Here is a 21325-nt window from a genome sequence, read left to right as displayed (position 1 = left end):
ATGGAGATCACCCTGGTCGAGGGCGACATCACCGAGCAGCGGGTCGACGCGGTCGTCAACGCCGCCAACTCCGCCCTGCTGGGCGGGGGCGGCGTGGACGGCGCGATCCACCGCAGAGGGGGGCCGCGGGTGCTCGCCGCCTGCCGCGAACTGCGGGCCACCGTCCTGCCCGACGGGCTGCCCGCCGGGCAGGCGGTGGCGACCACCGCCGGGGACCTGCCGGCCACCTGGGTCGTCCACACCGTCGGCCCCGTCCACAGCACCCGCGAGGACCGCTCCGCGGTCCTCGCCGCCTGCCACCGCAACAGCCTGCGCGTGGCCGCTGACCTGGGCGCCCGGACTGTGGCGTTCCCCGCGATCTCGACCGGGGTCTACGGCTGGCCGGTCGACTCCGCCGCGCAGATCGCGGTGCGCGCGGTCCGGGCGGTCGCGGCCCAGGATGCGTCGACTACAGTGGGTGAGGTCCGGTTCGTGCTGTTCGGCAGGGAAGCGTATCAGGCGTTCGCACGGGCACTCGGCTGACCCCGGACCATTCCCTTGACCTTGACCTTTTAGGACCTCGGTGTGTTCACGACGCTCTCACGCAGAACCGCGGTGCTCGTGGCTTCCTCACTCGTGGTAGCCACCGCCGGCACCCTCGCCTCGCTGCGGGCCGACGAGGAGCCGCCCGGCGCCAGCGCCCCCGTGGCCGGCGCCGCGTTCCTGCCCGGCGCCGCCCAGGACGCGCCCGCCGTGCACCCGCGCCCCGGCGAGGTCGCCTCATGCGAGCAGGCCGGCACCGACGAGATCATCACGGTCCCCGACAAGGGCGCGCCCGACGGCGAACGCCCCATCTGGGTGCGCCGCCCGCCCGGCCCCGACAGCGCCGACCTGCCCGTCCTGTACCTGCTGCACGGCTCCACCACCACCCACTACGACGTCCGCGACGCCGGCGTGGGCAAGGCCATGGACGAGCAGATGTGCCGCACCGGGGTGGAGTTCGTCATCGCGGCGCCCTTCGGCCAGGAGGTCGGCGGGCGCGACACCGAGTGGGGCGACGACGCCGACGGCGAGTTCGCCATCGAGACCTTCGTCACCGAGAAGGCGATCGAGGCGGTCGAGGGCGACCACACCCGCCCCCGCCAGCTCCGCGCCATCGGCGGGTTCTCCATGGGCGGCTACGGCGCCGCCGCGCTGCCGCTGCGCCACCCCGACACCTACTCCCAGGGCGTCAGCTGGGCCGGGTACTTCAAGGTCGACGACCCCAGCGGCACCTTCGGCGACAACCCCGCCCCCCACGCGCCCGACCGGCTCCTCGACAACCCCGACGTCCGCGACATCCGGTTCATGCTCATCGAGGGCAAGGACGACCACACGCCCCTGCAGGAGGGCAGCATCCACGGCGAGGCCCGGCGCTTCGCCGGGCTCCTGCGCGAGCGCGACATGACCGTCGAGACCCTGTACCCCAAGGGCGGCCACGACTTCGAGACCTGGGTGCCGACCTTCCCGCAGGCGGTCGACTTCCTGGTCGAGGGCTGGACCGCGCCCGTGGCCGAGCCCGGCGGCAACTGAGCCCGCCCCGCCCGCCGCGCCGGGCGCCCCGCGGGGCGCCCGGCCGGGGCCGCTTGGGACCACCCCGGGTGAACCCCTCCCGACCCTGCGCGTCCATCATGGAACACCGTGCGGCCCGGCCCTGTTGAGTGAACGAGACGCTGACCGCGTCCGGAACCCCCGTGCCGGGCGCGGTGGGAGCGCGCGCTCCGGCAGCGCGGCCGGACCGGGCACACACGCCGACAAGCACCGGGAAGGGGACGACAGCAGTGGTGCCGGACAGCCCTGACGCGCCCACGACACAACCCGCCACCCCCGCGGCCGGACCCCGGCCGGGCGGCACCCCGCCCGGCGCCTCCGCCGCCTCCGCCGCACCGGTCCCCGCCGCACCCCCCGCCGACCCGCCCCGCAGGATCGCGTCGATCAGCATGCACACCTCGCCCCTGGAGCAGCCCGGAAGCGGCGACGCCGGGGGGTTGAACGTCTACACCGTCGAGGTCGCCAAGCGGCTCGCCCGGCGCGGGGTCGCCACCGACGTGTTCACCCGCGCCACCGGCCCCGACCAGCCGCCCGTCGTGGAGATGCTGCCCGGGGTCACCGTCCACCACATCCCCGCCGGCCCCTACGGCTCCCTCGACAAGAACGCCCTGGCGCACTACCTGTGCCCCTTCATCTTCGGCGTGCTCCAGGCCGAGGCCGGCAACGAGCCCGGCCACTACGACCTCGTCCACGGCCACTACTGGCTGTCGGGCCGCGCCGGCCTGGCCGCCGCGCACCGCTGGGGCGTCCCGCTCGTGCAGTCCATGCACACCCTGGCCCGGGTGAAGAACCTCGCGCTGGCCCAGGGCGACACCCCCGAACCCGACAGCCGGGTCCGCGGCGAGGACCAGCTCGTCCGCCAGGCCGACCACCTGGTCGCCAACACCGGCGTGGAGCGCGGCCAGCTCATCGAGCACTACGGCGCCGACCCCGGCCGCGTCAGCACCGTTGCGCCCGGCGTGGACCTGGAGCTGTTCAGCCCCGGCTCCCGCCAGGAGGCGCTGCGCGCGGTCGGCCTGCCCGGCGACGCCGAACTCCTGCTGTTCGTGGGCCGGGTGCAGCGCCTCAAGGCCCCCGACGTGCTGCTGCGGGCCGCCGCCGCGCTGCTGGAGCGCGACCCCGCGCTGCGCGACCGCCTGGTGGTGGCGATCGTCGGCGGGCTGTCGGGCGGCGACCTCTCCCAGCCGCGCATGCTCGCCGAACTCGCGCGCTCGCTGGGGGTGGCCGACATCGTCCGCTGGGAGCCGCCGCGCTCGCGCGCCGAACTCGTCTCCTACTACCGGGCCGCCACCGCCACGGTCGTACCCTCCTACTCGGAGTCCTTCGGGCTGGTGGCGGTGGAGTCCCAGGCGTGCGGCACACCGGTCGTCGCCTCGCGGGTGGGCGGCCTGCCCACGGCGGTGCGCGACGGCGCCTCGGGCGTGCTCATCGACGGCCACCGCCCCGAGGACTACGCGCGGGTGCTGCACCGGCTGGTCCGCGAGCCCGCCTGGCGCGCGCGCCTGGGCGCCGAGGGGCTCCGGCACGCGGCCGGACTGGGGTGGGACGCCACGGTCGACGGCCTCCTCGGGGTCTACCGTGAGACTTTGGTCGGCGGGCGCCTGCCGCTCGCCGCAGGGCAGTAGGGACCGCCGCGAACAGCGCGGGGTCCGCGGCGGGCACCGCCGGGCCGGCGCCCGCCGGCAAGGGTCGACAGTTTCGAGGACGCATGTCAGAGCAAGCCAGGGCGGCCGCGGTCGCCGCCGTCGAGGCCGCCGTCAAGGAGGCCGAACTGGAGGTCGAGCGGTCCTCCCCCGAGTCGTTCGTCGTGGCGCTGCCCGGCCGGCGCAAGCTCAAAACGATGGTCGTCATCAGCGTGGGCGAGCACAGCCTGCTGGTGAAGACGTTCTTCTGCCGCCGCCCCGACGAGAACCACGCCGAGTTCTACCGGTGGCTGCTGCAGAAGAACGACGCCATGTACGGCATGGCGTTCTCCGCCGACGAGGTCGGCGACGTCTACATCTCCGGGCGCCTCCCCCTGGCCGGCGTCACCCCCGAGGAGGTCGACCGGCTGCTGGGGTGCGTGCTCAGCTACTCCGACGACAACTTCAACGGCGCCCTGGAGCGCGGGTTCGCCACCTCCATCCGCAGGGAGTGGGACTGGCGCTACCGGCGCGGCCACAGCCTGCGCAACCTGGAGGCGTTCCGCCACCTGGTGGAGGAGGACCGGCAGGCCCCGCCCGCGCGCGGCTGAGGGGGGTCGGGGACGCCGGGGGCGCCGGGCTCGCCGGACGGCACGGGAGTGCGGGCCGGGGCCGGGGGACCGGGGGCCGGGCCGCACAAGTACCGCCCGGGCACCGGACGGCCAAATGGTCTGGACCATTCACGCCCCCGTGGCCCGCCGTCCGCCCGCAAGTCGCTAGGCTGGCCACCATGGCGACTCTCGTTCTACTGCGACACGGTGAAAGTGTCTGGAACGCCGAAGGGCTGTTCACCGGCTGGGTGGACGTCGACCTGTCGGCCACCGGCGAGGAGGAGGCGCGCAGGGGCGGGGAGCTGCTGCGCGACGCCGACCTCCGTCCCGGCATCGTGCACACCTCGGTGCTCAAGCGCGCGATCCGCACGGCCAACATCGCCCTGGAGGCGGCCGACCTGCACTGGCTGCCGGTGCGCCGCTCCTGGCGCCTCAACGAGCGCCACTACGGCGCCCTGCAGGGCAAGAACAAGGCCCAGACCCGCGAGGAGTACGGCGACGAGCAGTTCATGGTCTGGCGCCGCTCCTACGACACCCCGCCGCCGCCGATCGCCGACGACGACCCCTACTCGCAGGTGAACGACCGCCGCTACGGCCAACTCCCGCCGGAGCTCATGCCCCGCACGGAGTGCCTGGCCGACGTGGTCGACCGCATGCTCCCCTACTGGTACGACGTCATCGTCCCCGACCTGGCCGCCGGCCGCACCGTCCTGGTCGCCGCCCACGGCAACTCCCTGCGCGCCCTGGTCAAGCACCTCGACAAGATCGACGACGAGACCATCGCCGGCCTCAACATCCCCACCGGCATCCCCCTCGTCTACGAACTCAACGACGACTTCACCCCGCGCAAGCAGGGCGGAGAGTACCTCGACCCAGAGGCCGCCAAGGCCGCCATCGAGGCCGTCAAGAACCAGGGCAAGAAGTAGCCCGTTCGCCCAAGGCCCCCTACCGGAAATTTTCTTCGGTAGGGGGTTTTTCATGGTCATTGACCGCGATCACGCTGATGCGGCCGACGTTCATCGATCGCTCACCCATTGCGGCGCAGAGCATGAAGCGGGAAACCGGTCAAGGGGCGGTGCGGGCTCAGTTCGGGGGTTCCTCTCTGGGATCGGAGGTGGGGGCCTCTGCCGGGGCCTGGATGGGGTGGGTGACTCTTTTTCCAGTTGCGTCGCGTTCGGTGAGGGCTATGGCGTCGAAGAAGCCGACGCTTCCGAACAGGGTGCAGATGGCGATCGGAACCGACAGGAGCCACCACCAGCCGCCCTGGAGCATGGGGAACGTCAGGGCCACGGCCACCGCGAGCAGGAAGGACGTGAACGAGATCCCCGTCCAGTCGCGGGACTTTCTGGAGCGGTTGGCGATCAGGTCGGCCAGGGAGCGTTCGATGCGGGCCTGGAGTGGGGCCCGCATGGGGCTGGTTTCCGGCAGGAGGGACAGCAGTTCCAGTTCGTGCTTGATCTCGTCGTAGGCGTGCCCCTTGCGCCGGCTCTGTAGGTAAACACCCGCCAGACCGAGCGCGGCCACCGCTACCGCCGAAACCGGTTCCAGGTTCATGACGGGATGGTGCCAGAGGGCGTGAGCGGGCACGAACCCTTTGCCGGGGCCGGACGCACTGATCGGCGGTGCGGGGCCGCGGACCGACTTCGGGCGCCGCGATCCCGACTGCGATTACGGCACGGGCGGTGCCGGCCGCGCCGCCGGTGCCGACTGCGGGAACAGGACCGGCGGCGCCAGGGCTGACGGCACCGGTGTCAGTACACCAGGGCCTGGGCGCCGTCCCGGGTGATCTCCTCGACGAAGGTGGGGGCTCCGGCGATGCGGACGCCGTCGATGAGGTCGGCCTGGGTGAGTTCGCGGCGGGCGGCGCACTGGGTGCAGACCGTGATCGAACCGGCGGCCAGCACCGACTCCAGCAGGTCCGGCAGCGGGGCGGCGTGCGGGAGGGAGAACTCGGCGGCGCGGCCCGGCACCGCGAACCACGACGCCTCTCCGGTCAGCCACAGCGACACCTGCACGCCGCTGGCCACCGCCGCCGCAGCGACCGTGAACGCCTGGTTGCAGCGCTCGGGGTCGTCGTGGCCCGCGGTGGCCTTGATCACGAGAGTGCGGTCCATGGGGGCCAGCGTAACGGCACCCGGTGACGCTTCGGGCACGCTCCCGGCCGGTGGGGCCGTTACCGCCGATGCCGCAGGGGCTTGGCATCAGGTCCTTTCGGCCTCTCCGCGCGTCCGTCAACGCTGCGGACCTCGCGCGCTGCGCCTGCTCAGGCCCCCGCCAGCGTCAGCAGCAGCCCCGCGCACGCCGACACCACCGCTCCGCCGCACAGCAGCAGCGCGTTGGTCCCGCCGACCGCCTGCGGCTCCTCGGCGGGGCGGCCGTGCTCGATGCGCAGGCGGCCGTCCGGCGGCGCCGTGATCACCGGGTGGCCCTCGCGCAACTCCAAAAGACCGGTCACCACCACCGGCTCCCCCGGGCGCAGGATCCACTCGCGGTACTCGAACTCGATCGTCTCGCCGCGGAACAGCCCCGAGATGCGGCCCTTCACCCGCGGCAGCAGGTCGTCGGCCGGAGCCGGCACCCCCCGCTGCGGCCGCCCCACCACGCGCTGCAGGCACAGGTCCGCGCCCTTGAGGGCGGCGTCCTCGGGCTCCACCAGCACCGGCATCGGGTCGCGGCGGCGCTCGGGGTCGGCGACGATCCCGAACCGCTCCGTGGAGGCGTAGTCGGCGATGGAGTCGCAGTCGCGCACCCGCACCCGCTCGCCCGTGTCCGAGTCCTGCGTCAGCGACCAGTAGTGCCGCAGCACCTCGTGGCCGTGCCACACGCAGTCGTGGCGTGCCAGCCGCGACTCGATCGGCCCGGCCGGCCCCGGCACCGCCACCCCCGACACCGTGACCACGCTGCCCACCTGGCCGGTGAAGGCGCGCGGCCGGACCTGCTCCACGTCGCGCTGGTGCGACCACCGGCGCAGCGCCAGCACCGCCGGCGGTGCCAGCACCAGCGCGCCGAGCAGGAGGGCCACCCCGATGATCACCAGCATTGAAGGCCGCCTCTCTGGGTCGCGAGTGGGAATGCCGCGTACGCGCCGCACCGCCGCGCCGCGGATTGCATCCTCTTTACCAGGTGCCGCGGGGACCGCGGGCACGGCGCGGTGGCCGCTTCCCGACCGGCGTGCGCCCGCGCGTGTTCGAGTGAACACCGTAATACCTGAGGGGAGAGTCCGGACCGTGAATAACAGTTGGATTACGCACCCCGGGCGGCGAACACGAAGTGTCACCCGGCCGCCCGGCCCCCGGCGCGCTGCGTACGGCCCACCCGGGCACGGCCACTACGCTCGAAGACTATGCAGCCCGAGGTGCACCCCGATCTGGAGAAGCTGTCGTTTTTGATCGGTCGCTGGGAAGGCGTCGGCGTCGCCGGCTACGCGGACATGGACGAGTTCCAGTTCGGCCAGGAGATCGAGTTCACCAACGACGGCGGCCCCTGCCTGACCTACCGCAGCCGCGTGTGGCGGCTGACGTCCGACGGCTCCCTCGCCGACCTGTGGACGTCGGAGTCCGGCTACTGGCGCTGCCGCACGGCCGAGGCCGCGCGGCCCGCCGAGCCCGACGCCGCCCCGGTGCACGTCGAGGCCCTGATCGCCCACCCCGAGGGCTACAGCGAGGTCTACCTCGGCACGGTGTTCGCCACCCGCGTGGAACTGGTGACCGACGCGGTGCTGCGCACCGAGACCGGTGAGCAGGTCACCGCCGGCCGCCGCCTCTACGGCCTTTTCGGCGACCAGCGCGAGACCCTGGGCTACGCCTGGGACATGGCGGCGCGCGGGCACGAGATCCGCTCGTTCATGTCGGCGCAGTTCAAGCAGGTGAGCTGAGCCCGCGGGCGCGCCGCGCCGCGCCCGCGGGCGCCGTGCCGCGCCGACAGGGTGACGCCCACGCACGCGGCCTTCCGCCCGCTTCGCGGGCGGGTCGGGATCCTTCACAGGTCCACAGGTCCGCCCGGCGCCTGAAGTCAAGAGGCCCCCAGGAGGCGGGAGATCTCGTGGGCCGCCGCCGCGACCTGCTCGCCGCGCCAGGCCGCGGTCCCCTCCGTGGGCAGGTGCACCAGGGCGGCGGCGCTGACCCCCGCCACCACCTCGCCGGTGTAGTCGGTGATGGCGGCGCCCACCGCGTGGACACCCAGCTCGTTCTCCTCGCGGTCCTCGGCGTAGCCCCGCGCGCGCACCGTCTCCAACTCCGCGCGCAGCCGCTCCTCGTCGGTGATGGTGTTCGGGGTCCGGGACGGCATCCCGGTGCGCTGCAGCAGCGCGTGCACGCGGTCCTCCGGCAGCCGCGCCAGCATCGCCTTGCCGACCGAGGTGCAGTGCAGCGCCAGCTGCATGCCCACCCGCGACGCCAGGTGGTAGGGCTTGGAACCCTCCAGCTTGGCGGCGTAGACGGCCTCGTCTCCGGTGAGCACGGCCAGGTGCACGGTCCACTCGGTGCTCTGCTGGAGCCGGTTCAGCACCGGGTAGGAGCGCTGCGGCAGGTCGAGCTGGCGCATGTAGCGGCCCGCCAGCGACAGCACGCGCGGCCCGCCGGTGTAGTGGCCCTGCCCGTCGGTGCGGACGAAGTCGCGCGCCACCATCCGCTGCAGGATGCGGTGCACGGTCGGCTTGGGCAGGTCCGTGGCCGCCGCGATGTCGGCCAGCCGCGAGGTGTGCGCCAGCGCTTCCAGGACGTCCAGCGTCCGATCCGTCACCGTCTCCTTCTCACGCCCAGCAGCCATGCCTCGATTATCCGCGCTCGCGGGGGCGCGGCGGGGCCGGGTGCGGCGGCGCGCCGCTCCCCCGCCCCATGGCCGGTCCCCGCACGCGCCCCGCGGTCTACGCCACCCGCGGCAGGACCTGCTCCACCATCCGGTCGAGCATCGCCAGGTCCTCCTCCACCGGCCGGAAGCGGTCCGGGCTGCCGGGGTAGGTGTCGAACAGCACGTGCTCGGCGCCCAGCTCGGCCAGCTCGTCGAGGTCGCGGCGGATCTGGTCCAGCGTGCCCTGGCCCACAAGACGGTCCTCGCCGTCGATGGGGCCGTCCGTGACCAGCAGCGGCAGCCGCGGCGCGAACTCCGGCGGCCGCTCCCGGCCGGCCTCGGCCGCGGCGCGGCGCAGCGCGGCCAGGCCCTCGCGCAGGTCGGCCATGCGCTGGTTGAGCGGGTGCCAGGCGTCGCCGTAGCGCACCGCGCGCCGCAGTGCGGCCGGGCTCGCCCCGCCCACCCACACCGGCGGGACGCGCACCGGCAGCGGCCCGGTGGCGGCGCGCTCGAACGACACGAACTCCCCGGCGAAGGAGAACTCCTCCTCACGCCAGGCGCGCGTGATGACCTCCAGGTACTCGTCGGTGATCGCGCCGCGCCGGTGGAACGGCACGCCCAGGGCCGCGTACTCCTGGCGCGGCCAGCTCACGCCCACGCCCAGGATCAGCCGGCCGCCGCTGAACCGGTCGATGTTGGCGGTGACGCGGGCGGTGTGCAGGGGGTGGCGGTAGGGCAGGATCGCCACGGTCGTGCCCAGTTCGACGCGCCGGGTCTGGCCCGCCAGCCAGGCGAGCGTGGTGAACGGGTCGTAGAAGGGCGCCGGGTAGACCTGGGCCACGTCGGGCGTGATGGCGACGTGGTCGGAGATCATCGCGGAGTGGAACCCGCGTTCCTCGGCGTAGCGCGCCCACCGCAGCAGGGTGTCGGGGGTGGTGCCGGACGTGAAGTTGAGGATGTTGACGCCGAAGCGCATGGTCGCTGTCGAGCCTTCCGAGTCGGTTCCTGGGCAGTCGGCGGCCGGCGACCGCGGGCGCCGCCGGGTGCCGTCTGGGGTGCGGTCGAGGTGCCGGGGGGACGGCGCCGCACCGGGCGAGGCTACCCGCCGCCTCGGCGTTGCCCTGGGCCGGGGCTCGGGCTGCCGCCTCGGCGGCCGGGCACCGCCCCGCGGCGCTTCCGGGAGCGCGTTCGGCGCCCGCCGCCGCCCGCCGCCGCCCGCCGCCGCCCGGTGTGCCGAGTACCGGTTGCCGGGGCCGGGTGGGCAGGACCGGATGGCGGTGGGGGTTCGGGGCGATTGCGGCCGCGGATGTGGCGTTGGGGCTGCGGACCGATACCCCGTGTGCGGTCGCCGCGCGCCGCCTTCCCTCGCGCGCCGCCTTCCCTCGCGCTCCGCGCTCACCGCGCTCCCCGCGCACGGCGGACCCGCCGTGCCCGCCGCTGCCCGCTACCCACCCGCCGTGGGCCCGCCGCATAGCCTCCGGGCGGTCGACCTCCCGGGTCAGGACATCGGTTCCTCGTCCTCGTGCGGCGCGGCCCCGGCGCCCGGTCCGCGCCCGCCGCCGGCCTCCCGGCCGCGCGGCGCGCCGTCCTCCGTGTCCGTCCCCCTGCCCGTGCCCGCGGCCCCGCCCTCCCCCGGCCCCTCGCCTTCGCCGAGGGCCCCGGCCGGGTGTGTGCCGAATCCCGTGTCCGACATCACGTCGGCCTCCTCCGCCCACCGCGCCCAGTCCGCCAGCGCCTCGTTCACCCTGATCCCGGCCTCGATCGCCACCCGCATCGCGCGCGTCGGCGGGGCGCTCCCCCACTCGCCGCGGTCCTTGGACTCCGCGTAGCCGCGCAGCGTCGCCGCCATCGCCGTGAAGTGGGCGCGCTCCCGCTGCAGGTAGGCCGTGCGCTCGCCCGGCTCCATCAGCCAGCAGAAGTAGGCGCGCTGCAGGGTCTCCATCCGCAGGGCGTGGTCGGTGTCCTCGGTCGTGAGCCACTGCCGCACCTCGGCCATCCCGGCGTCGGTGATGCGGTACGCCTTGCGCCCGCGCGGCCCGTGGCTCTCGACCTCGGCCAGCCCTTCCTTCGCCAGCCGGGTCAGCTCGACGTAGATGCGCGGGTGCTGAGCGGGCCACACCAGCCCCAGGGACTCCTGGAAACGACGCGCGAGGTCGTAGCCGCTCGCGGGGCCCTCAGCGAGCAGACCCAGCAGTCCGTGGCGCAACGACATGTCCTGGCTCCTTCGTGATCAGCACTAACACCATCTTGACATGCCCCAATCCACCGCTACTCTCAGAGATGTACCTACAGACATGTCGGTACATACTTGTGAATTGAGTGGAGAGAGAAGGCCTTCCCATGGCGGACGCCACCACGTCTGCGGCCGTACTGATCACCGGCGCCACCGGGGGCGTCGGCATCGAGGCCGTCCGCGCGCTGACCGCGAAGGGCTTCCGCGTCTACGCCGCGGCCCGCAACCCCGACGCGGTGCCGCGCGGCGCCGGGATCCACCCGGTCCGGCTCGACGTCACCGACCCCGCCGGGGTCGCCGCCGCAGCCGACGAGCTCCGCGCCCAGGGCGTCACATCGCTGCGCGCCGTCGTCAACAACGCCGGAATCATCGTCCAGGGCCCCCTGGAGGTCGTTCCCGACGACGAACTGCACCGCCAGTTCGACGTCAACGTCTACGGCCCCGCACGCGTCATCCGCGCGTTCCTGCCGATGCTGCGCGCCGGACAGGGCCGCATCGTCAACATCACCGCCGGCACCGCCCGCATGGCGGTCCCCTACCTCGCCCCCATCTCGGCGAGCAAGGCCGCGCTGCAGTCCATGTCCGACGCCCTGCGCGTGGAGCTGGCGCACCTGGGCGTGGACGTGGTCGTCGTCGAACCCGGCACGATGGACACCCCGATCTTCGCCACCGCCGCCGAGGCCGCGGCCAAGGCCCAGGCCGGCGCCGACCCCGCCGTGCTCGCGCTCTACCGCGACCAGGTCGCGGCCATGGAGCGCGTGCAGGCCAGCGGCAAGCCCGGCCCGCCGCGCCTGGTCGCCGACGCGATCGTCACCGCCGTCACCGCCACCCGCCCCAAGGCGCGCTACAGCGTCGGCGGCGACACCCGCGTCCTGGGGCTGCTCAGCTCACTACCGCTGCGCACCCGCGACCGCCTCGTCCGCCAGGCCATAGGGCTCGACAAGGCCGCCGCGGCCAACACCGCCGGCGCCGCCAAGTAGCCGGGGGTCCGCCGCCATGAGTCCGTCCTCGGCCGCCCCTCAATCCCGCCCGCGCACCGTCGTGCTGGTCGGCGTGTCCTCGGGGATCGGCCGCCACGCCGCCCTGCGGCTCGGCCGGCAGGGCCACCGCCTCCTCCTCGTGGGCCGCGACTCCCGGCGCGGGGAATCCGTGGCGGCGGCCGTCAACGCGCGCGCGGGCGACCCGCGCCGCGCCGTGTTCATCGCCGGCGACGTCTCCACGCGCGCCGGGATCGAGGCGGTGGTGGAGCGCGTCACCGCCCTGACCGACCGCGTGGACACGCTCCTCAACAACGCCGGGGTCATGCTGCCCGGCCGGCAGATCACCGCCGAGGGCCACGAGATGCACTTCGCGGTGCACCACCTCGCGCCCTGGACCATGACCGGGCTGCTGCTGCCGCTGCTGGAGCGCGGCGACGGGCGCATCGTCAACACCGGCTCCGAGGGGCACCACACGACGCTGACCGGGATGCGGGTGGCGCTGGACTTCGACGACCTGGAGAGCGAGCGGTACTCGATGTTCCAGGCCTACAGCCGGAGCAAGCTGGCCAACCTGCTCTTCACCTACGAGTTCCACCGCCGGTATCCCCGCTTCACGACCGCGGCCGTGCACCCGGGAATGGTCAGCACCCGGCTGATCCGGGGGGCGGGGCTGCGCAACCCGCCGCTGTGGCTGCTCTACCAGGCGATGCGGCCGACACTGCTGCGGCCCTCGCAGGGCGGCAGGCCGCTGGCGCACCTGGCCACCGCGCCCGACATCGCCAACGGCCGCTACTACGACCGGTTCACCCCGCGCGCCTCGTCGGCGGCGTCGATGAACGAGGCCGACGCCCGGCGCCTGTGGGAGATCACCGAGTCCCTGCGCGGACCGCTGGAGCCGAGCCCGGCCCCCGACGGGGTTGGCGGAGGCGACATGCCGGGCGGCTGACAGGAGGGGCCACCGGGGGCTACCGGGGGGCCACCGGAGGGGCCACGGGGCGGCCGGGAGACCGGGCGGCCCACCGGGCAGACCGGGCGGCCGGGAGACCGGGCGGCCCGGAGGGAGCGGGCCAGTCGGACGGCCGGGGAGGGAGGGGCAGGGGACAGGTGCGGGCAGGTGCGGCGGCCCATGGGGGCGCCGCCGCAGCGGTCGGGCCCCCGGGTCCTCTTCCGGCTCCCGCCCCCATCACGCTTTGCCGGTGGTGCCCGCCGGTGGGGCACGAGCGTTCCCGGCCGGCCGCCCGGCCGTCCTCGGCTAGGGTTCGGCGTCCTCCGCCCAGCCCGCGTCATGCACGAGCAGCGCGACCTGCACCCGGTTCGACAGCCCCAGCTTGGCCAGGATCCGAGACACGTGGGTCTTCACCGTCGGCACGCTCACGTGCAGCGACGCGCTGATCTCCGCGTTGGACGCCCCCGCGCCCACCGCCACCGCCACCTCGCGTTCGCGGTCGTTCAACCGCTCCAGCCGCTCCCGCGCCCGCGCGCGGCGGCGGTCCTCCTCCGCACCCGGACCCGCCGCGCGGGCGATCAGGCGGCGGATCACCGGCGGCGACAGCACCGGCTCGCCCCGCGCGACCCGCCGCACCGCCTCCACGATCTCCGCCGGCGGGGTGTCCTTCAGCACGAACCCCGCCGCACCGGCGCGCAGCGCGCGCAGCACGTGCTCGTCGGCGTCGAACGTCGTCAGCACGACCACCTCGGGCGCCCGGCCCCGCGCCCGCAGCGCCTCCGTGGCCGACAGCCCGTCCACCACCGGCATCCGGATGTCCATCAGCACCACGTCGGGCCGGTGCCGCTCCACCAGCGCGGGCACCTCCGAGCCGTCGCCCGCCTCACCCACCACTGCCAGGTCCGGCGCACCGCCCAGCATCATCGCCAGCCCGGCGCGCAGCAGCGGATCGTCGTCCACGATGGCGACACGGATGGGCTCGGCGGGCCGCGCCGCGGGCTGCCCGGAGTCGGAGGCGGTCATACGGGCCAGGGTAGCCAGGCCGCCAGGCGAAACCCGCCCTCGCCGTCAGGCCCGTGGGTCAGGCGCCCGCCCGCCAGCGACACCCGCTCGGCCAGCCCGATGAGGCCCTGGCCCCCGCCGGGGGCGCCGACTCCGGCACCGGCGCCGACACCGCCGCCCGCAGTCGGGGCGGGGGCCGCAACCGGGTCCGGGGACGGCGCCGAGGACCCCGGACGGCCTGGGCCGTGCGCCGGCGCCGCGCCGTTGCGCACCTCCACCTCCAGGCCGTCGCCGGCCGCGCCGCGCAGCACCACCCGCACCGCGGCGCCCGGCGCGTGCCTGCGGGCGTTGGTCAGCCCCTCCTGCACGATCCGGTAGGCCGTGCGCCCCACCGTGTCGGGCGCGCGCCCCGCCACCGCCTCCTCCAGCGTCACCGGGGTGCCCGCCTCCACCGACTCCGCCACCAGGCTCCGCACGTCGGCCAGCGTCGGCTGCGGCAGCTCACCCACCGGCGCCCGCAGCACACCGATGACCTCCCGCAGGTCCTGCAGCGCCTGGTGGGCGCTGCCCCGGATCACCGCCGCCGCACGCGCGACCTCCTCGGGGGGCGCGTCGGGGCGGTACTCCAGCGCGCCCGCTTGCACGCTCAGCAGCGACAGCCGGTGCCCCAGCACGTCGTGCATCTCGCGGGCGATCTGCTCGCGCGCCCGCATCTGCGCCTGCTCGGCCCGCAGCTGCGCCTCGGCCTCGGCGCGCACCGCCCGCTCGCGCAGCGACACCACCAGTTGCCGCCGGTGGCGGACCATCATCCCCCAGCCCAGCACCGCCAGCACCGTGATGGCGGTGAAGCCGACGATCCACAGCATGTCGTCGTCGGGCGCGTCCGGATTTCCGGCGAGCAGCAGGTACAGCCCGAAGTACAGCGCCTGGGCGACGACGACCGCCGTCCCCACGGGCGCCGCGACCTTGGCGGGCCGGTGCACCGCGACCGTGAACAGCGCGACGAACTGGGCGCCGTCGGCGAGCGTCGCGTAGGACGACAGCGGGATGAGGCCCAGCGCCAGGCCCACCGGCCAGCGGCGGCGCAGCCACAGCGCGGCGCAGGCGAGGACGCACGCGGTCTGCTCGCGGATCAGCGCGACGTCGGAGACCTCGGGGTCCTCCTCCAGGGCGATCGCCCAGGCCAGCCCGTAGAGCACGGCGACCGTGAACAGGCCGATGTCCACGACCCACTCGCGCAGGCCGCGCCGCCGGTGGGCGCGCGCGGTGGCGCCGGGTGCCGTGGCGCCGGGTGCGGGCGGGCCGCCGCCGGGCCGGGCCGGGGCGGGCTGGGAAGGGGGCGCGGGGCCGTCCATGCCTGCGAACCTACTCGCCGCGCGACCGTCGGCGGCGCCTCCCGGCGGGATCGGCGACCAAAGTCGCGGCCGTGTCCGACCTTGGTCGCACGGCCGGGGCGCAGGCCGATGCCGTGGTCGCGCGGGTCGATACCGGCGGCCGATGCGGCGGGGGCGCGGCGCGGGCTAGCGTCGGGTGCATGGCACGAGTCGTGCAGGTGCTGGGGCTGGCCGTCTGCCTGGTCGGTGTGGGCGGGCTGGTCGACCACCTCGGTCCGCGCGCGTGGGAGGGCGTCCTCCTGCTCAACCGGGTGCCGCTGCTCGCCGGGTACGAGGTCTTCGCCAACGCGTCGGTGGCCATCGTCGGCGCCGCCGTCGTCGTGGCCGCCGGCCGGCTGCGAGCGGCCGCGCGCGAGGCGGAGGCCGGGCACGCGGCGCGGCCCGGCGGGACGGACGGAGGGGCGGGGGCGGAAGGCGTGGTGGATTCGAGTGGCACTGCGGGCGCGGCAGGTGCGAGGAGCGCCGTGAGGCGAACGGAGGAAGGGGTGAGGGAGATGAGTCCGCGAGCGTCGTCGGCGCCGGGCGCCACGGTGGTCAGCCCGTCCGTCGGCGACCGGCTGCTGATGTGGGGCCTGCTGCCGGTGGTGGGAGGGGCGCTCGGTGCGCTGCTCAAACCGCTGTCCGACTGGGCGCTGTCCCTGCCGTGGTTCCCGTTCGAGGGCCCGATGCGGCTCGTCACCTCGATCCCCGACACCCCTGCCACGATCGGCGGCACGGTGGTGGGCGTGATCGCGGGCCTGGTGCTGGCGATGATCGGCGAGCACGAGGCGGGGACGGTCGCGGTCACCGACGAGGAGGTGACGGTGACGGCCAACGGCCGGACCCGCACGGCGCCGCGTGAGCGGGTCAGCGCGGTGTTCAAGGACGGCAAGCGCCTGGTGCTGCTGGACCCGCGCGGCGGGGAACTGGCGAGCGGCGTGGTCGACCTCAAGCCCCACCGCCTGGCACAGGCGTTCCGCGCCCACGGCTACCCCTGGCGGGGCGACGGCGATCCCCACGCGGGGGATTTCCGCCGCTGGGTCCCGGGCCTGCCGGAACTACCGGCGGGCGCCCACGCCTTGCTCGCGGCGCGCGCCAAGGCCCTGGAGAAGGACCAGTCATCGGACGCGGAGGACCTGCGCGAAGAACTCAGCACCCTGGGCGTGGTCGTGCGCGACGACCGCAACCGCCAGTACTTCCGCCGCGTCCCCGACGCGAGTGAGGAGTAGGCCGGGCGGACGTCGTTGGCCCGAGGTACGGTGACGAGGACGGCGGAGAAGAGGACAGGATTTGGCCGCCAATGCCCCAAACTTCGACGGATTCAGTCTCAGATCGATAACGCCCCCGCATTCCCCCAGGTCCCGAAGGGGTGTTCCCCGCAAGCGCGGGGATGGCCCGCGCCCTCCGGCACCCGCCGGAGGGCGCTTTTTGTGTTCCCCGCAAGCGCGGGGATGGCCCCCGGCTGGACATGCTCCTCAAGGCCGCCTTCGCGTGTTCCCCGCAAGCGCGGGGATGGCCCGCGGGAGCCTTCACGCCCGCCTCACTGCGTGCTGTGTTCCCCGCAAGCGCGGGGATGGCCCCATCAGCACCATGGCGACCGCCACCAGGCCCAGGTGTTCCCCGCAAGCGCGGGGATGGCCCGCGCCCTCCGGCACCCGCCGGAGGGCGCTTTTTGTGTTCCCCGCAAGCGCGGGGATGGCCCGTCCGCGATCGGCCGGGACATGCGCGGCGGCCTGTGTTCCCCGCAAGCGCGGGGATGGCCCCACGGGATTGCCGTCGTGCGTGAACTTTTGCTCGTGTTCCCCGCAAGCGCGGGGATGGGTTGCCCCTGGATCCCGCACCGACCGCGCGGGGACTCGCTACGCGTCCAAGTACGTCAGCACTGCACGCACCCTGCGGTGACCCGAGTCTCCCGGGTCCAAGTCCAGCTTGGCGAAGATGTTGCCGATGTGCTTGTGCACCGCCCGCTCCGTTACCACCAGCTTTTCGGCGATCTCGGCGTTGCTCAGCCCCTGCGCCATATGTTCCAGGACCTCGCGCTCGCGGGCCGTCAGCCTTGTCAGGGGGCTGTCGCGCCGCACGAGCAGCTGTCCGATCACGTCCGGGTCGATCGCCGTGCCTCCGGCCGCCACCCGCTTCAGCGCGTCGATGAAGTCCCCGACCCGGCTCACCCGGTCCTTCAGCAGGTAGCCCACCCCGCCCCGGCCGTCCGACAGCAGTTCCCGCGCGTAGACCTGCTCCACGTACTGCGAGAACACCAGCACCGGCAGCCCCGGCACCAGCCGCCGGGCCGCCAGGGCCGCCTGCACGCCCTCGTCGCGGAACGTCGGCGGCAGCCGGACGTCCACCACCGCCGCGTCCGTGCCGCCCTCCTCCACGATCTTCAGGAACGGCGCGGCCTCGTCCACCGTCGCCACCACCTCGAAGCCCGACGTACTCAGCAGCAGGTTCAGCCCTTCGGCCAGTACCGCGCTGTCCTCCACGATCACGACCCGCATGGCAGCAACGCCTCCACTCTCGTCGGTCCCCCAACCGGGCTGACCACGGTGAACTCCCCGTCCAGCGCCGCCACCCGGCGCCGCATCCCGCCCACACCGGTGCCGCCGTCCTCCGCGACCCCGCCGCGCCCGTCGTCGGTGACCGCGATCCGCAGCCACCCCCCGATCCGCGAGAGGCTGATCTCCGCCCGCGACGCCTCCGCGTGCTTGGCCACGTTGGTCAGCGCCTCAGCCACCAGGTGGTAGGCGGTGGCCTCCACCGACGCCGGCACCGCGCCCAGGTCGTCCACCGACACCGTCGCCGGGACCACGCTGCGCGCCGCCAGCGCCTCCACCGCGCCCACCAGCCCCCGGTCCGACAGGACCGGCGGATAGATCGTGCGGATGACCTGCCGCAGCTCCGTCATCGCCTCCTCGGCGCCCGACTGCGCCTCGGCCAGCAGCCGCGCCGCCTGCTCCGGGTCCTCGCCCATCCGGCTCCGCGCCAGACCCAGCCGCATCGCCAGCGCCACCAGCCGCGCCTGGGTGCCGTCGTGCAGGTCCCGCTCGATGCGCCGCAACTCGGCGGCGTGGGCGTCCAGCGCCCCGGCGCGGGTGTGGCTCAGCGTCTCCACCCGCTCGGCCAACTGGGCCGCGCGCGAGCGGCCCAGCAGGGCGGCGGCGACGGTCGCGTGCAGCCGAGCCAGCGGCGCCACGCCCCACAGCAGCAGCGCCGCCAGGACGACGAACTGGACGGCGCCGTAGAGCAGCGCGGTCGGCCAGTCGGTGACCGACCGCAGCGCCAGGGTCGCCGGCTCCCCGTCGGGCGCCATCCACCACAGTGCCGTCTGCAGCAGCGTGCTGGGCACGCCGACCAGCGCCACCATGCCGAAGAGCCCCAGCAGAACACCCATGACGATGTGCCAGCCCAGCCAGGCCAGCTCCCGCAGGGTGACCGGGTCCAGGAGCGTGGCGCGCAGCCGCTCGCCGAACCCGGAGGGCAGGGGCCGGTAGCGGGCCGGGATCGCACGGCCCAGGAAGCCGCCGGTCCGGCGGCGCTCCTGGTCGGCCCACCTGCGCACCAGGGCCAGGTTCACCGGCAGCACGACGAGTCCCGCGCCGGCCGCCCCGATGAGCGCCACCGACACCATGAGCGTCGACAGGACCACCATCGACACGAGCGCGGTGCCCAGGCCGATGCTGAGATAGAGCGCCGCCCGCATGCCCTTTTCGGCGCGCGCGGTGAGGCGGGGGAACGGGGACATGTCCGCATTATCGCGGTCCGCGCCGCCGGTGACAGTGCAGCAGGCTCCACCATCGGGGCGGGTACCTGCGACCCCGGGGCGGCCGTGGACGGCCGCTGAGCCGTTCCGGCCGTCGGTTGGAACGGCCTTGGCCGCTCCCCGCCGCGCCTGGACGCGCTTCGGGGGACGCGTTGGCGGCCGTGCCGGGGATGGGCTTGGGCGGGCACTGTGCGACAGTCCGGCGCACACGCCGGACTACGCGGCGAGGCTCCGGTGCATCGGTGAGCGGCGGCGCGCGCCCTCACGCGGTCGTGATCCGCAGCGGGAACCGCCGGCTGCGGTGCGCAGCAGGCAACTCCCCGGGAGGGCCTTCGGGCCCGGGGCGGTGTGGGCACCACCGGGACCCCGGCGGTTCGCGCCGCCCTGCGCCGCTGGAGGCGGGGCGAAGCCGTCGGACCGCGCGCTTTGGCTGCGCCCAGCGCCTCAGTCCCGCTCCGACGGGCCTGCCCCGCCGCGCCGCAGGGCGGTGGCGGTGAGCCCCGCCAGCAGGGCCACCGCCGTCAGCGCCGTGAAACCCACCACGTACCCCCGAGGGCCGCCCCCGCCCGCGACCACCGCCAGCACCACCCCCGCCGCACCGAGGGCTCCGCCCACGCGCTGGGAGATGTTGACCAGGGTCGCGGCGTCGCCCACCCGGCCGGGCGGGACGGCGCCGTAGGCGGCGGTGACCGCCGGCATCTGCGCCAGCGCCATCCCCGCACCTCGCACCACCAGCACCACCGCCAGCGCGGCGGTGGACAGCGCTCCCTCCGGGCCCGGCAGGAGCACGGCGGCGGTGGCGGCCGCCAGCAGCACGGCCCCGACGACGCTGACCGCGCGCGGCCCCCGCCGGTCCGTCAGCGCGCCACCCGCGTACAGGGCGGCGGCGCTGCCCAGGCCCATCGCCAGCAGCAGCATCCCCGCCTCGGTACCCCCGCGCCCCGCCTCGGGCAGGTAGACCGCGAGCAGCAGCAGGCCGCCGTACATCGCCGCGCCGGTGAGGGCGGCGGTGGCCGTCGCGGCGGCGAATGCGGGACGGCCCAGCAGCCGCAGGTCCAGCAGCGGCGACGACGCGGCACGCACCGCCGCCACCGCGAACACCGCCACGAGGACCGCACCCGTCGCGGCGGCGAGCAGGGGAAGGGGTGCCGCGCCGCCGGCGCCGACCTCGGTCGCACCGAAGAGCAGCAGCGGCAGCCCGGTACCGAGCAGCAGCAGACCGCGCAGGTCCAGGCGGCGGGACCGGTCCGCCCGGCCGGCGGGCACCAGGGCCCGCGCCGCCAGCAGCGCGGCGATTCCCACCGGCACGTTGATCGCGAACACCCACCGCCACGACACGGCCTCCACGAGCAGGCCCCCCACGGCGGGCCCCACGGCCGGGCCGAGGCTGACCACCACGCCGAGCGCACCTATCAGCCGCCCCATGCGCTCGGCCCCGGCTTCGGAGGCGATCACCGCCTGCCCGGCGGGCACCATGGCCCCGGCCGCCAGGCCCTGCGCGGCGCGGGCGGCGATGAGGACCATCGGGCCCGGCGCCAGCGCGCACACCGCCGAGGCGGCCGTGAAGGCGGCCAGCGACACCGCCCACACCCGGCCGTGGCCGAAGCGGTCCCCCAGCCAGGCGGCGGCCGGAAGCGAGACCGCTCCGGCGACCAGGTAGCCGGTGGCCACCCACTGCACCAGCGCGAGGGTGGTGCCGAACTCCGAGCGGACCGGCTCCAGGGCCAGGTTGGCGACCGTGGAGTCGAGCATGGCCATGAACGCCCCGGAACCGGTGACGGCGGCCATCCACCAGATGCGGGCGGGGATGGGAACGGCGGCCGGCCGTTCGGGGCGGGCGCGCGGTGATCGGGATGCCATGGCGAGGGCGGTCCTTCCGCGGTGGGTCGGGGTGGGGCATGCAGGAGGCAGGCATGCGGGGGCCGGGCAGTGGCGGGTGGTGTCGCGGCACGTGGGCCGTCGCCTGTGGTGCCGCCGCCATTTTTATGATACGCATGTATCATAAAAATGGGCGCGAGGGCGCGAGGGCGCGAGGGCGCGAGGGCGCGAGGGCGCGAGGGCGCGAGGGCGCGAGGGCGCGAGGGCGCGAAGGCGCGAAGGCGCGAAGGCGCGAAGGCGCGAAGGCGCGAAGGCGCGAAGGCGCGAAGGCGCGAAGGCGCGAAGGCGCGAAGGCGCGAAGACGCACCGGCCGATGCCTTTCGGGCGGTGGGCCCGCTCCGCCGGCTTCGCGCTGTGCGGGACCGGGCGATCGGTACCGCGCGTGGCGCGGGTCTGGCGGCCGGAGGTTCCGTCCCCTACGCCGGGTGCGGAACCGTTCTGCACGTGGTGGCCGGCTTCGCGCTGTCGCGAACGGGGCGCCCGGTGGCGGGGGTACCGAAGGGGCCGGATGCGCCGCCCGGCCCGCTACGCGGGGGTCCCCCGGGGCCGGCGGGCCCCCGTCG

Annotated in this window: 20 protein-coding genes and 1 CRISPR repeat array; of the genes, 9 read left to right on the top strand and 11 right to left on the bottom strand. The window is 74.9% G+C overall.

The window, feature by feature from the left end; all coding sequences use genetic code 11:
* From HNR12_RS18710 to HNR12_RS18690, 5 genes are all read left to right on the top strand, one after another.
* Positions 1-522, top strand: a complete 522-nt coding sequence (locus HNR12_RS18710) for an O-acetyl-ADP-ribose deacetylase (RefSeq protein WP_179768828.1) — start codon at positions 1-3, stop codon at positions 520-522.
* Between the two features lie 42 nt (positions 523-564).
* Entirely contained in the window at positions 565-1551 is a 987-nt protein-coding gene (locus tag HNR12_RS18705; protein ID WP_179768827.1) for an alpha/beta hydrolase, read from the top strand.
* A 392-nt stretch (positions 1552-1943) separates the two neighbouring features.
* On the top strand, positions 1944-3194 hold the full coding sequence (gene mshA / locus HNR12_RS18700; protein ID WP_308118433.1) for a D-inositol-3-phosphate glycosyltransferase: 1251 nt from the start codon (positions 1944-1946) through the stop codon (positions 3192-3194).
* A gap of 83 nt (positions 3195-3277) precedes the next feature.
* Complete coding sequence (locus HNR12_RS18695) at positions 3278-3802, top strand: YbjN domain-containing protein (protein WP_179768825.1); 525 nt, start codon at positions 3278-3280, stop codon at positions 3800-3802.
* A gap of 179 nt (positions 3803-3981) precedes the next feature.
* On the top strand, positions 3982-4728 hold the full coding sequence (locus HNR12_RS18690; RefSeq protein WP_179768824.1) for a phosphoglyceromutase: 747 nt from the start codon (positions 3982-3984) through the stop codon (positions 4726-4728).
* 157 nt (positions 4729-4885) lie between these two features.
* Here HNR12_RS18690 and HNR12_RS18685 read toward each other — a convergent pair whose 3' ends face one another.
* The 3 genes from HNR12_RS18685 to HNR12_RS18675 form a co-directional block, all read right to left on the bottom strand.
* Positions 4886-5356 (bottom strand): hypothetical protein, encoded by a 471-nt coding sequence (locus HNR12_RS18685; protein WP_179768823.1) that lies wholly within the window; start codon positions 5354-5356, stop codon positions 4886-4888.
* 197 nt (positions 5357-5553) lie between these two features.
* Positions 5554-5916: a DsrE family protein gene (locus HNR12_RS18680; RefSeq protein WP_179768822.1), complete on the bottom strand. Its 363-nt coding sequence runs from the start codon at positions 5914-5916 to the stop codon at positions 5554-5556.
* A 149-nt stretch (positions 5917-6065) separates the two neighbouring features.
* Positions 6066-6842 (bottom strand): GIDE domain-containing protein, encoded by a 777-nt coding sequence (locus HNR12_RS18675; RefSeq protein ID WP_179768821.1) that lies wholly within the window; start codon positions 6840-6842, stop codon positions 6066-6068.
* Positions 6843-7145: 303 nt separating this feature from the next.
* Between HNR12_RS18675 and HNR12_RS18670 the strand changes: the two genes are divergently transcribed.
* Positions 7146-7676 (top strand): nitrobindin family protein, encoded by a 531-nt coding sequence (locus HNR12_RS18670; RefSeq protein ID WP_179768820.1) that lies wholly within the window; start codon positions 7146-7148, stop codon positions 7674-7676.
* 137 nt (positions 7677-7813) lie between these two features.
* On the opposite strand, the gene HNR12_RS18665 is transcribed toward HNR12_RS18670, so the two are convergent.
* The 3 genes from HNR12_RS18665 to HNR12_RS18655 all read right to left on the bottom strand — a co-directional run bounded on the left by HNR12_RS18665 (position 7814) and on the right by HNR12_RS18655 (position 10802).
* Positions 7814-8569 (bottom strand): IclR family transcriptional regulator, encoded by a 756-nt coding sequence (locus HNR12_RS18665; RefSeq protein ID WP_179768819.1) that lies wholly within the window; start codon positions 8567-8569, stop codon positions 7814-7816.
* 97 nt (positions 8570-8666) lie between these two features.
* Positions 8667-9566 carry a TIGR03619 family F420-dependent LLM class oxidoreductase gene (locus HNR12_RS18660; protein WP_179768818.1) on the bottom strand — a complete coding sequence of 300 codons (900 nt, stop codon included), beginning with the start codon at positions 9564-9566 and terminating at the stop codon, positions 8667-8669.
* A 522-nt stretch (positions 9567-10088) separates the two neighbouring features.
* Complete coding sequence (locus HNR12_RS18655) at positions 10089-10802, bottom strand: PadR family transcriptional regulator (RefSeq protein ID WP_179768817.1); 714 nt, start codon at positions 10800-10802, stop codon at positions 10089-10091.
* 128 nt (positions 10803-10930) lie between these two features.
* Between HNR12_RS18655 and HNR12_RS18650 the strand changes: the two genes are divergently transcribed.
* Together HNR12_RS18650 and HNR12_RS18645 are read left to right on the top strand one after the other, a co-directional pair.
* A complete protein-coding gene (locus tag HNR12_RS18650) occupies positions 10931-11803 on the top strand; it encodes an SDR family oxidoreductase (protein WP_179768816.1) in 873 nt (290 codons plus the stop codon).
* Between the two features lie 16 nt (positions 11804-11819).
* Positions 11820-12749: an SDR family NAD(P)-dependent oxidoreductase gene (locus HNR12_RS18645; RefSeq protein WP_179768815.1), complete on the top strand. Its 930-nt coding sequence runs from the start codon at positions 11820-11822 to the stop codon at positions 12747-12749.
* Between the two features lie 306 nt (positions 12750-13055).
* Here the strand turns inward: HNR12_RS18645 and HNR12_RS18640 are convergent, their stop codons facing one another.
* Together HNR12_RS18640 and HNR12_RS18635 are read right to left on the bottom strand one after the other, a co-directional pair.
* Positions 13056-13772 (bottom strand): response regulator transcription factor, encoded by a 717-nt coding sequence (locus HNR12_RS18640; protein WP_179768814.1) that lies wholly within the window; start codon positions 13770-13772, stop codon positions 13056-13058.
* Positions 13769-15106, bottom strand: coding sequence for a sensor histidine kinase (locus HNR12_RS18635; protein ID WP_179768813.1), 1338 nt, complete (start codon positions 15104-15106; stop codon positions 13769-13771). The genes HNR12_RS18640 and HNR12_RS18635 overlap by 4 nt, the downstream gene beginning before the upstream one ends.
* A 179-nt stretch (positions 15107-15285) precedes the next feature.
* Between HNR12_RS18635 and HNR12_RS18630 the strand changes: the two genes are divergently transcribed.
* Positions 15286-16353 (top strand): YqeB family protein, encoded by a 1068-nt coding sequence (locus HNR12_RS18630; RefSeq protein ID WP_246425125.1) that lies wholly within the window; start codon positions 15286-15288, stop codon positions 16351-16353.
* A gap of 140 nt (positions 16354-16493) precedes the next feature.
* Positions 16494-16948: a CRISPR direct-repeat array (repeat unit 28 nt; unit sequence GTGTTCCCCGCAAGCGCGGGGATGGCCC).
* A gap of 35 nt (positions 16949-16983) precedes the next feature.
* On the opposite strand, the gene HNR12_RS18625 is transcribed toward HNR12_RS18630, so the two are convergent.
* The 3 genes from HNR12_RS18625 to HNR12_RS18615 all read right to left on the bottom strand — a co-directional run bounded on the left by HNR12_RS18625 (position 16984) and on the right by HNR12_RS18615 (position 20744).
* Positions 16984-17622 (bottom strand): LuxR C-terminal-related transcriptional regulator, encoded by a 639-nt coding sequence (locus HNR12_RS18625; protein WP_179768812.1) that lies wholly within the window; start codon positions 17620-17622, stop codon positions 16984-16986.
* Positions 17610-18866: a sensor histidine kinase gene (locus HNR12_RS18620; RefSeq protein ID WP_246425124.1), complete on the bottom strand. Its 1257-nt coding sequence runs from the start codon at positions 18864-18866 to the stop codon at positions 17610-17612. The genes HNR12_RS18625 and HNR12_RS18620 overlap by 13 nt, the downstream gene beginning before the upstream one ends.
* 462 nt (positions 18867-19328) lie before the next feature.
* Complete coding sequence (locus tag HNR12_RS18615) at positions 19329-20744, bottom strand: DHA2 family efflux MFS transporter permease subunit (protein ID WP_179768811.1); 1416 nt, start codon at positions 20742-20744, stop codon at positions 19329-19331.
* Positions 20745-21325 lie beyond the last annotated feature (581 nt).

The sequence above is a fragment of the Streptomonospora nanhaiensis genome (genome assembly GCF_013410565.1).
In the GTDB taxonomy this organism is placed as follows: domain Bacteria; phylum Actinomycetota; class Actinomycetes; order Streptosporangiales; family Streptosporangiaceae; genus Streptomonospora; species Streptomonospora nanhaiensis.
The sequence above is the reverse complement of the archived record's forward strand: the minus strand, read 5'-3'. Positions and strand labels throughout refer to the sequence as shown.

What these genes read in the sequence shown, in the direction of transcription:
- HNR12_RS18710 (WP_179768828.1), top strand. Translation starts at nt 1, where the DNA reads ATGGAGATCACCCTGGTCGAGGGCGACATCACCGAGCAGCGGGTCGAC.
- HNR12_RS18695 (WP_179768825.1), top strand. Translation starts at nt 3,278, where the DNA reads ATGTCAGAGCAAGCCAGGGCGGCCGCGGTCGCCGCCGTCGAGGCCGCC.
- HNR12_RS18690 (WP_179768824.1), top strand. Translation starts at nt 3,982, where the DNA reads ATGGCGACTCTCGTTCTACTGCGACACGGTGAAAGTGTCTGGAACGCC.
- HNR12_RS18685 (WP_179768823.1), bottom strand. Translation starts at nt 5,356, where the DNA reads ATGAACCTGGAACCGGTTTCGGCGGTAGCGGTGGCCGCGCTCGGTCTG.
- HNR12_RS18680 (WP_179768822.1), bottom strand. Translation starts at nt 5,916, where the DNA reads ATGGACCGCACTCTCGTGATCAAGGCCACCGCGGGCCACGACGACCCC.
- HNR12_RS18675 (WP_179768821.1), bottom strand. Translation starts at nt 6,842, where the DNA reads ATGCTGGTGATCATCGGGGTGGCCCTCCTGCTCGGCGCGCTGGTGCTG.
- HNR12_RS18670 (WP_179768820.1), top strand. Translation starts at nt 7,146, where the DNA reads ATGCAGCCCGAGGTGCACCCCGATCTGGAGAAGCTGTCGTTTTTGATC.
- HNR12_RS18665 (WP_179768819.1), bottom strand. Translation starts at nt 8,569, where the DNA reads ATGGCTGCTGGGCGTGAGAAGGAGACGGTGACGGATCGGACGCTGGAC.
- HNR12_RS18660 (WP_179768818.1), bottom strand. Translation starts at nt 9,566, where the DNA reads ATGCGCTTCGGCGTCAACATCCTCAACTTCACGTCCGGCACCACCCCC.
- HNR12_RS18655 (WP_179768817.1), bottom strand. Translation starts at nt 10,802, where the DNA reads ATGTCGTTGCGCCACGGACTGCTGGGTCTGCTCGCTGAGGGCCCCGCG.
- HNR12_RS18650 (WP_179768816.1), top strand. Translation starts at nt 10,931, where the DNA reads ATGGCGGACGCCACCACGTCTGCGGCCGTACTGATCACCGGCGCCACC.
- HNR12_RS18645 (WP_179768815.1), top strand. Translation starts at nt 11,820, where the DNA reads ATGAGTCCGTCCTCGGCCGCCCCTCAATCCCGCCCGCGCACCGTCGTG.
- HNR12_RS18640 (WP_179768814.1), bottom strand. Translation starts at nt 13,772, where the DNA reads ATGACCGCCTCCGACTCCGGGCAGCCCGCGGCGCGGCCCGCCGAGCCC.
- HNR12_RS18635 (WP_179768813.1), bottom strand. Translation starts at nt 15,106, where the DNA reads ATGGACGGCCCCGCGCCCCCTTCCCAGCCCGCCCCGGCCCGGCCCGGC.
- HNR12_RS18630 (WP_246425125.1), top strand. Translation starts at nt 15,286, where the DNA reads ATGGCACGAGTCGTGCAGGTGCTGGGGCTGGCCGTCTGCCTGGTCGGT.
- HNR12_RS18625 (WP_179768812.1), bottom strand. Translation starts at nt 17,622, where the DNA reads ATGCGGGTCGTGATCGTGGAGGACAGCGCGGTACTGGCCGAAGGGCTG.
- HNR12_RS18620 (WP_246425124.1), bottom strand. Translation starts at nt 18,866, where the DNA reads ATGTCCCCGTTCCCCCGCCTCACCGCGCGCGCCGAAAAGGGCATGCGG.
- HNR12_RS18615 (WP_179768811.1), bottom strand. Translation starts at nt 20,744, where the DNA reads ATGGCATCCCGATCACCGCGCGCCCGCCCCGAACGGCCGGCCGCCGTT.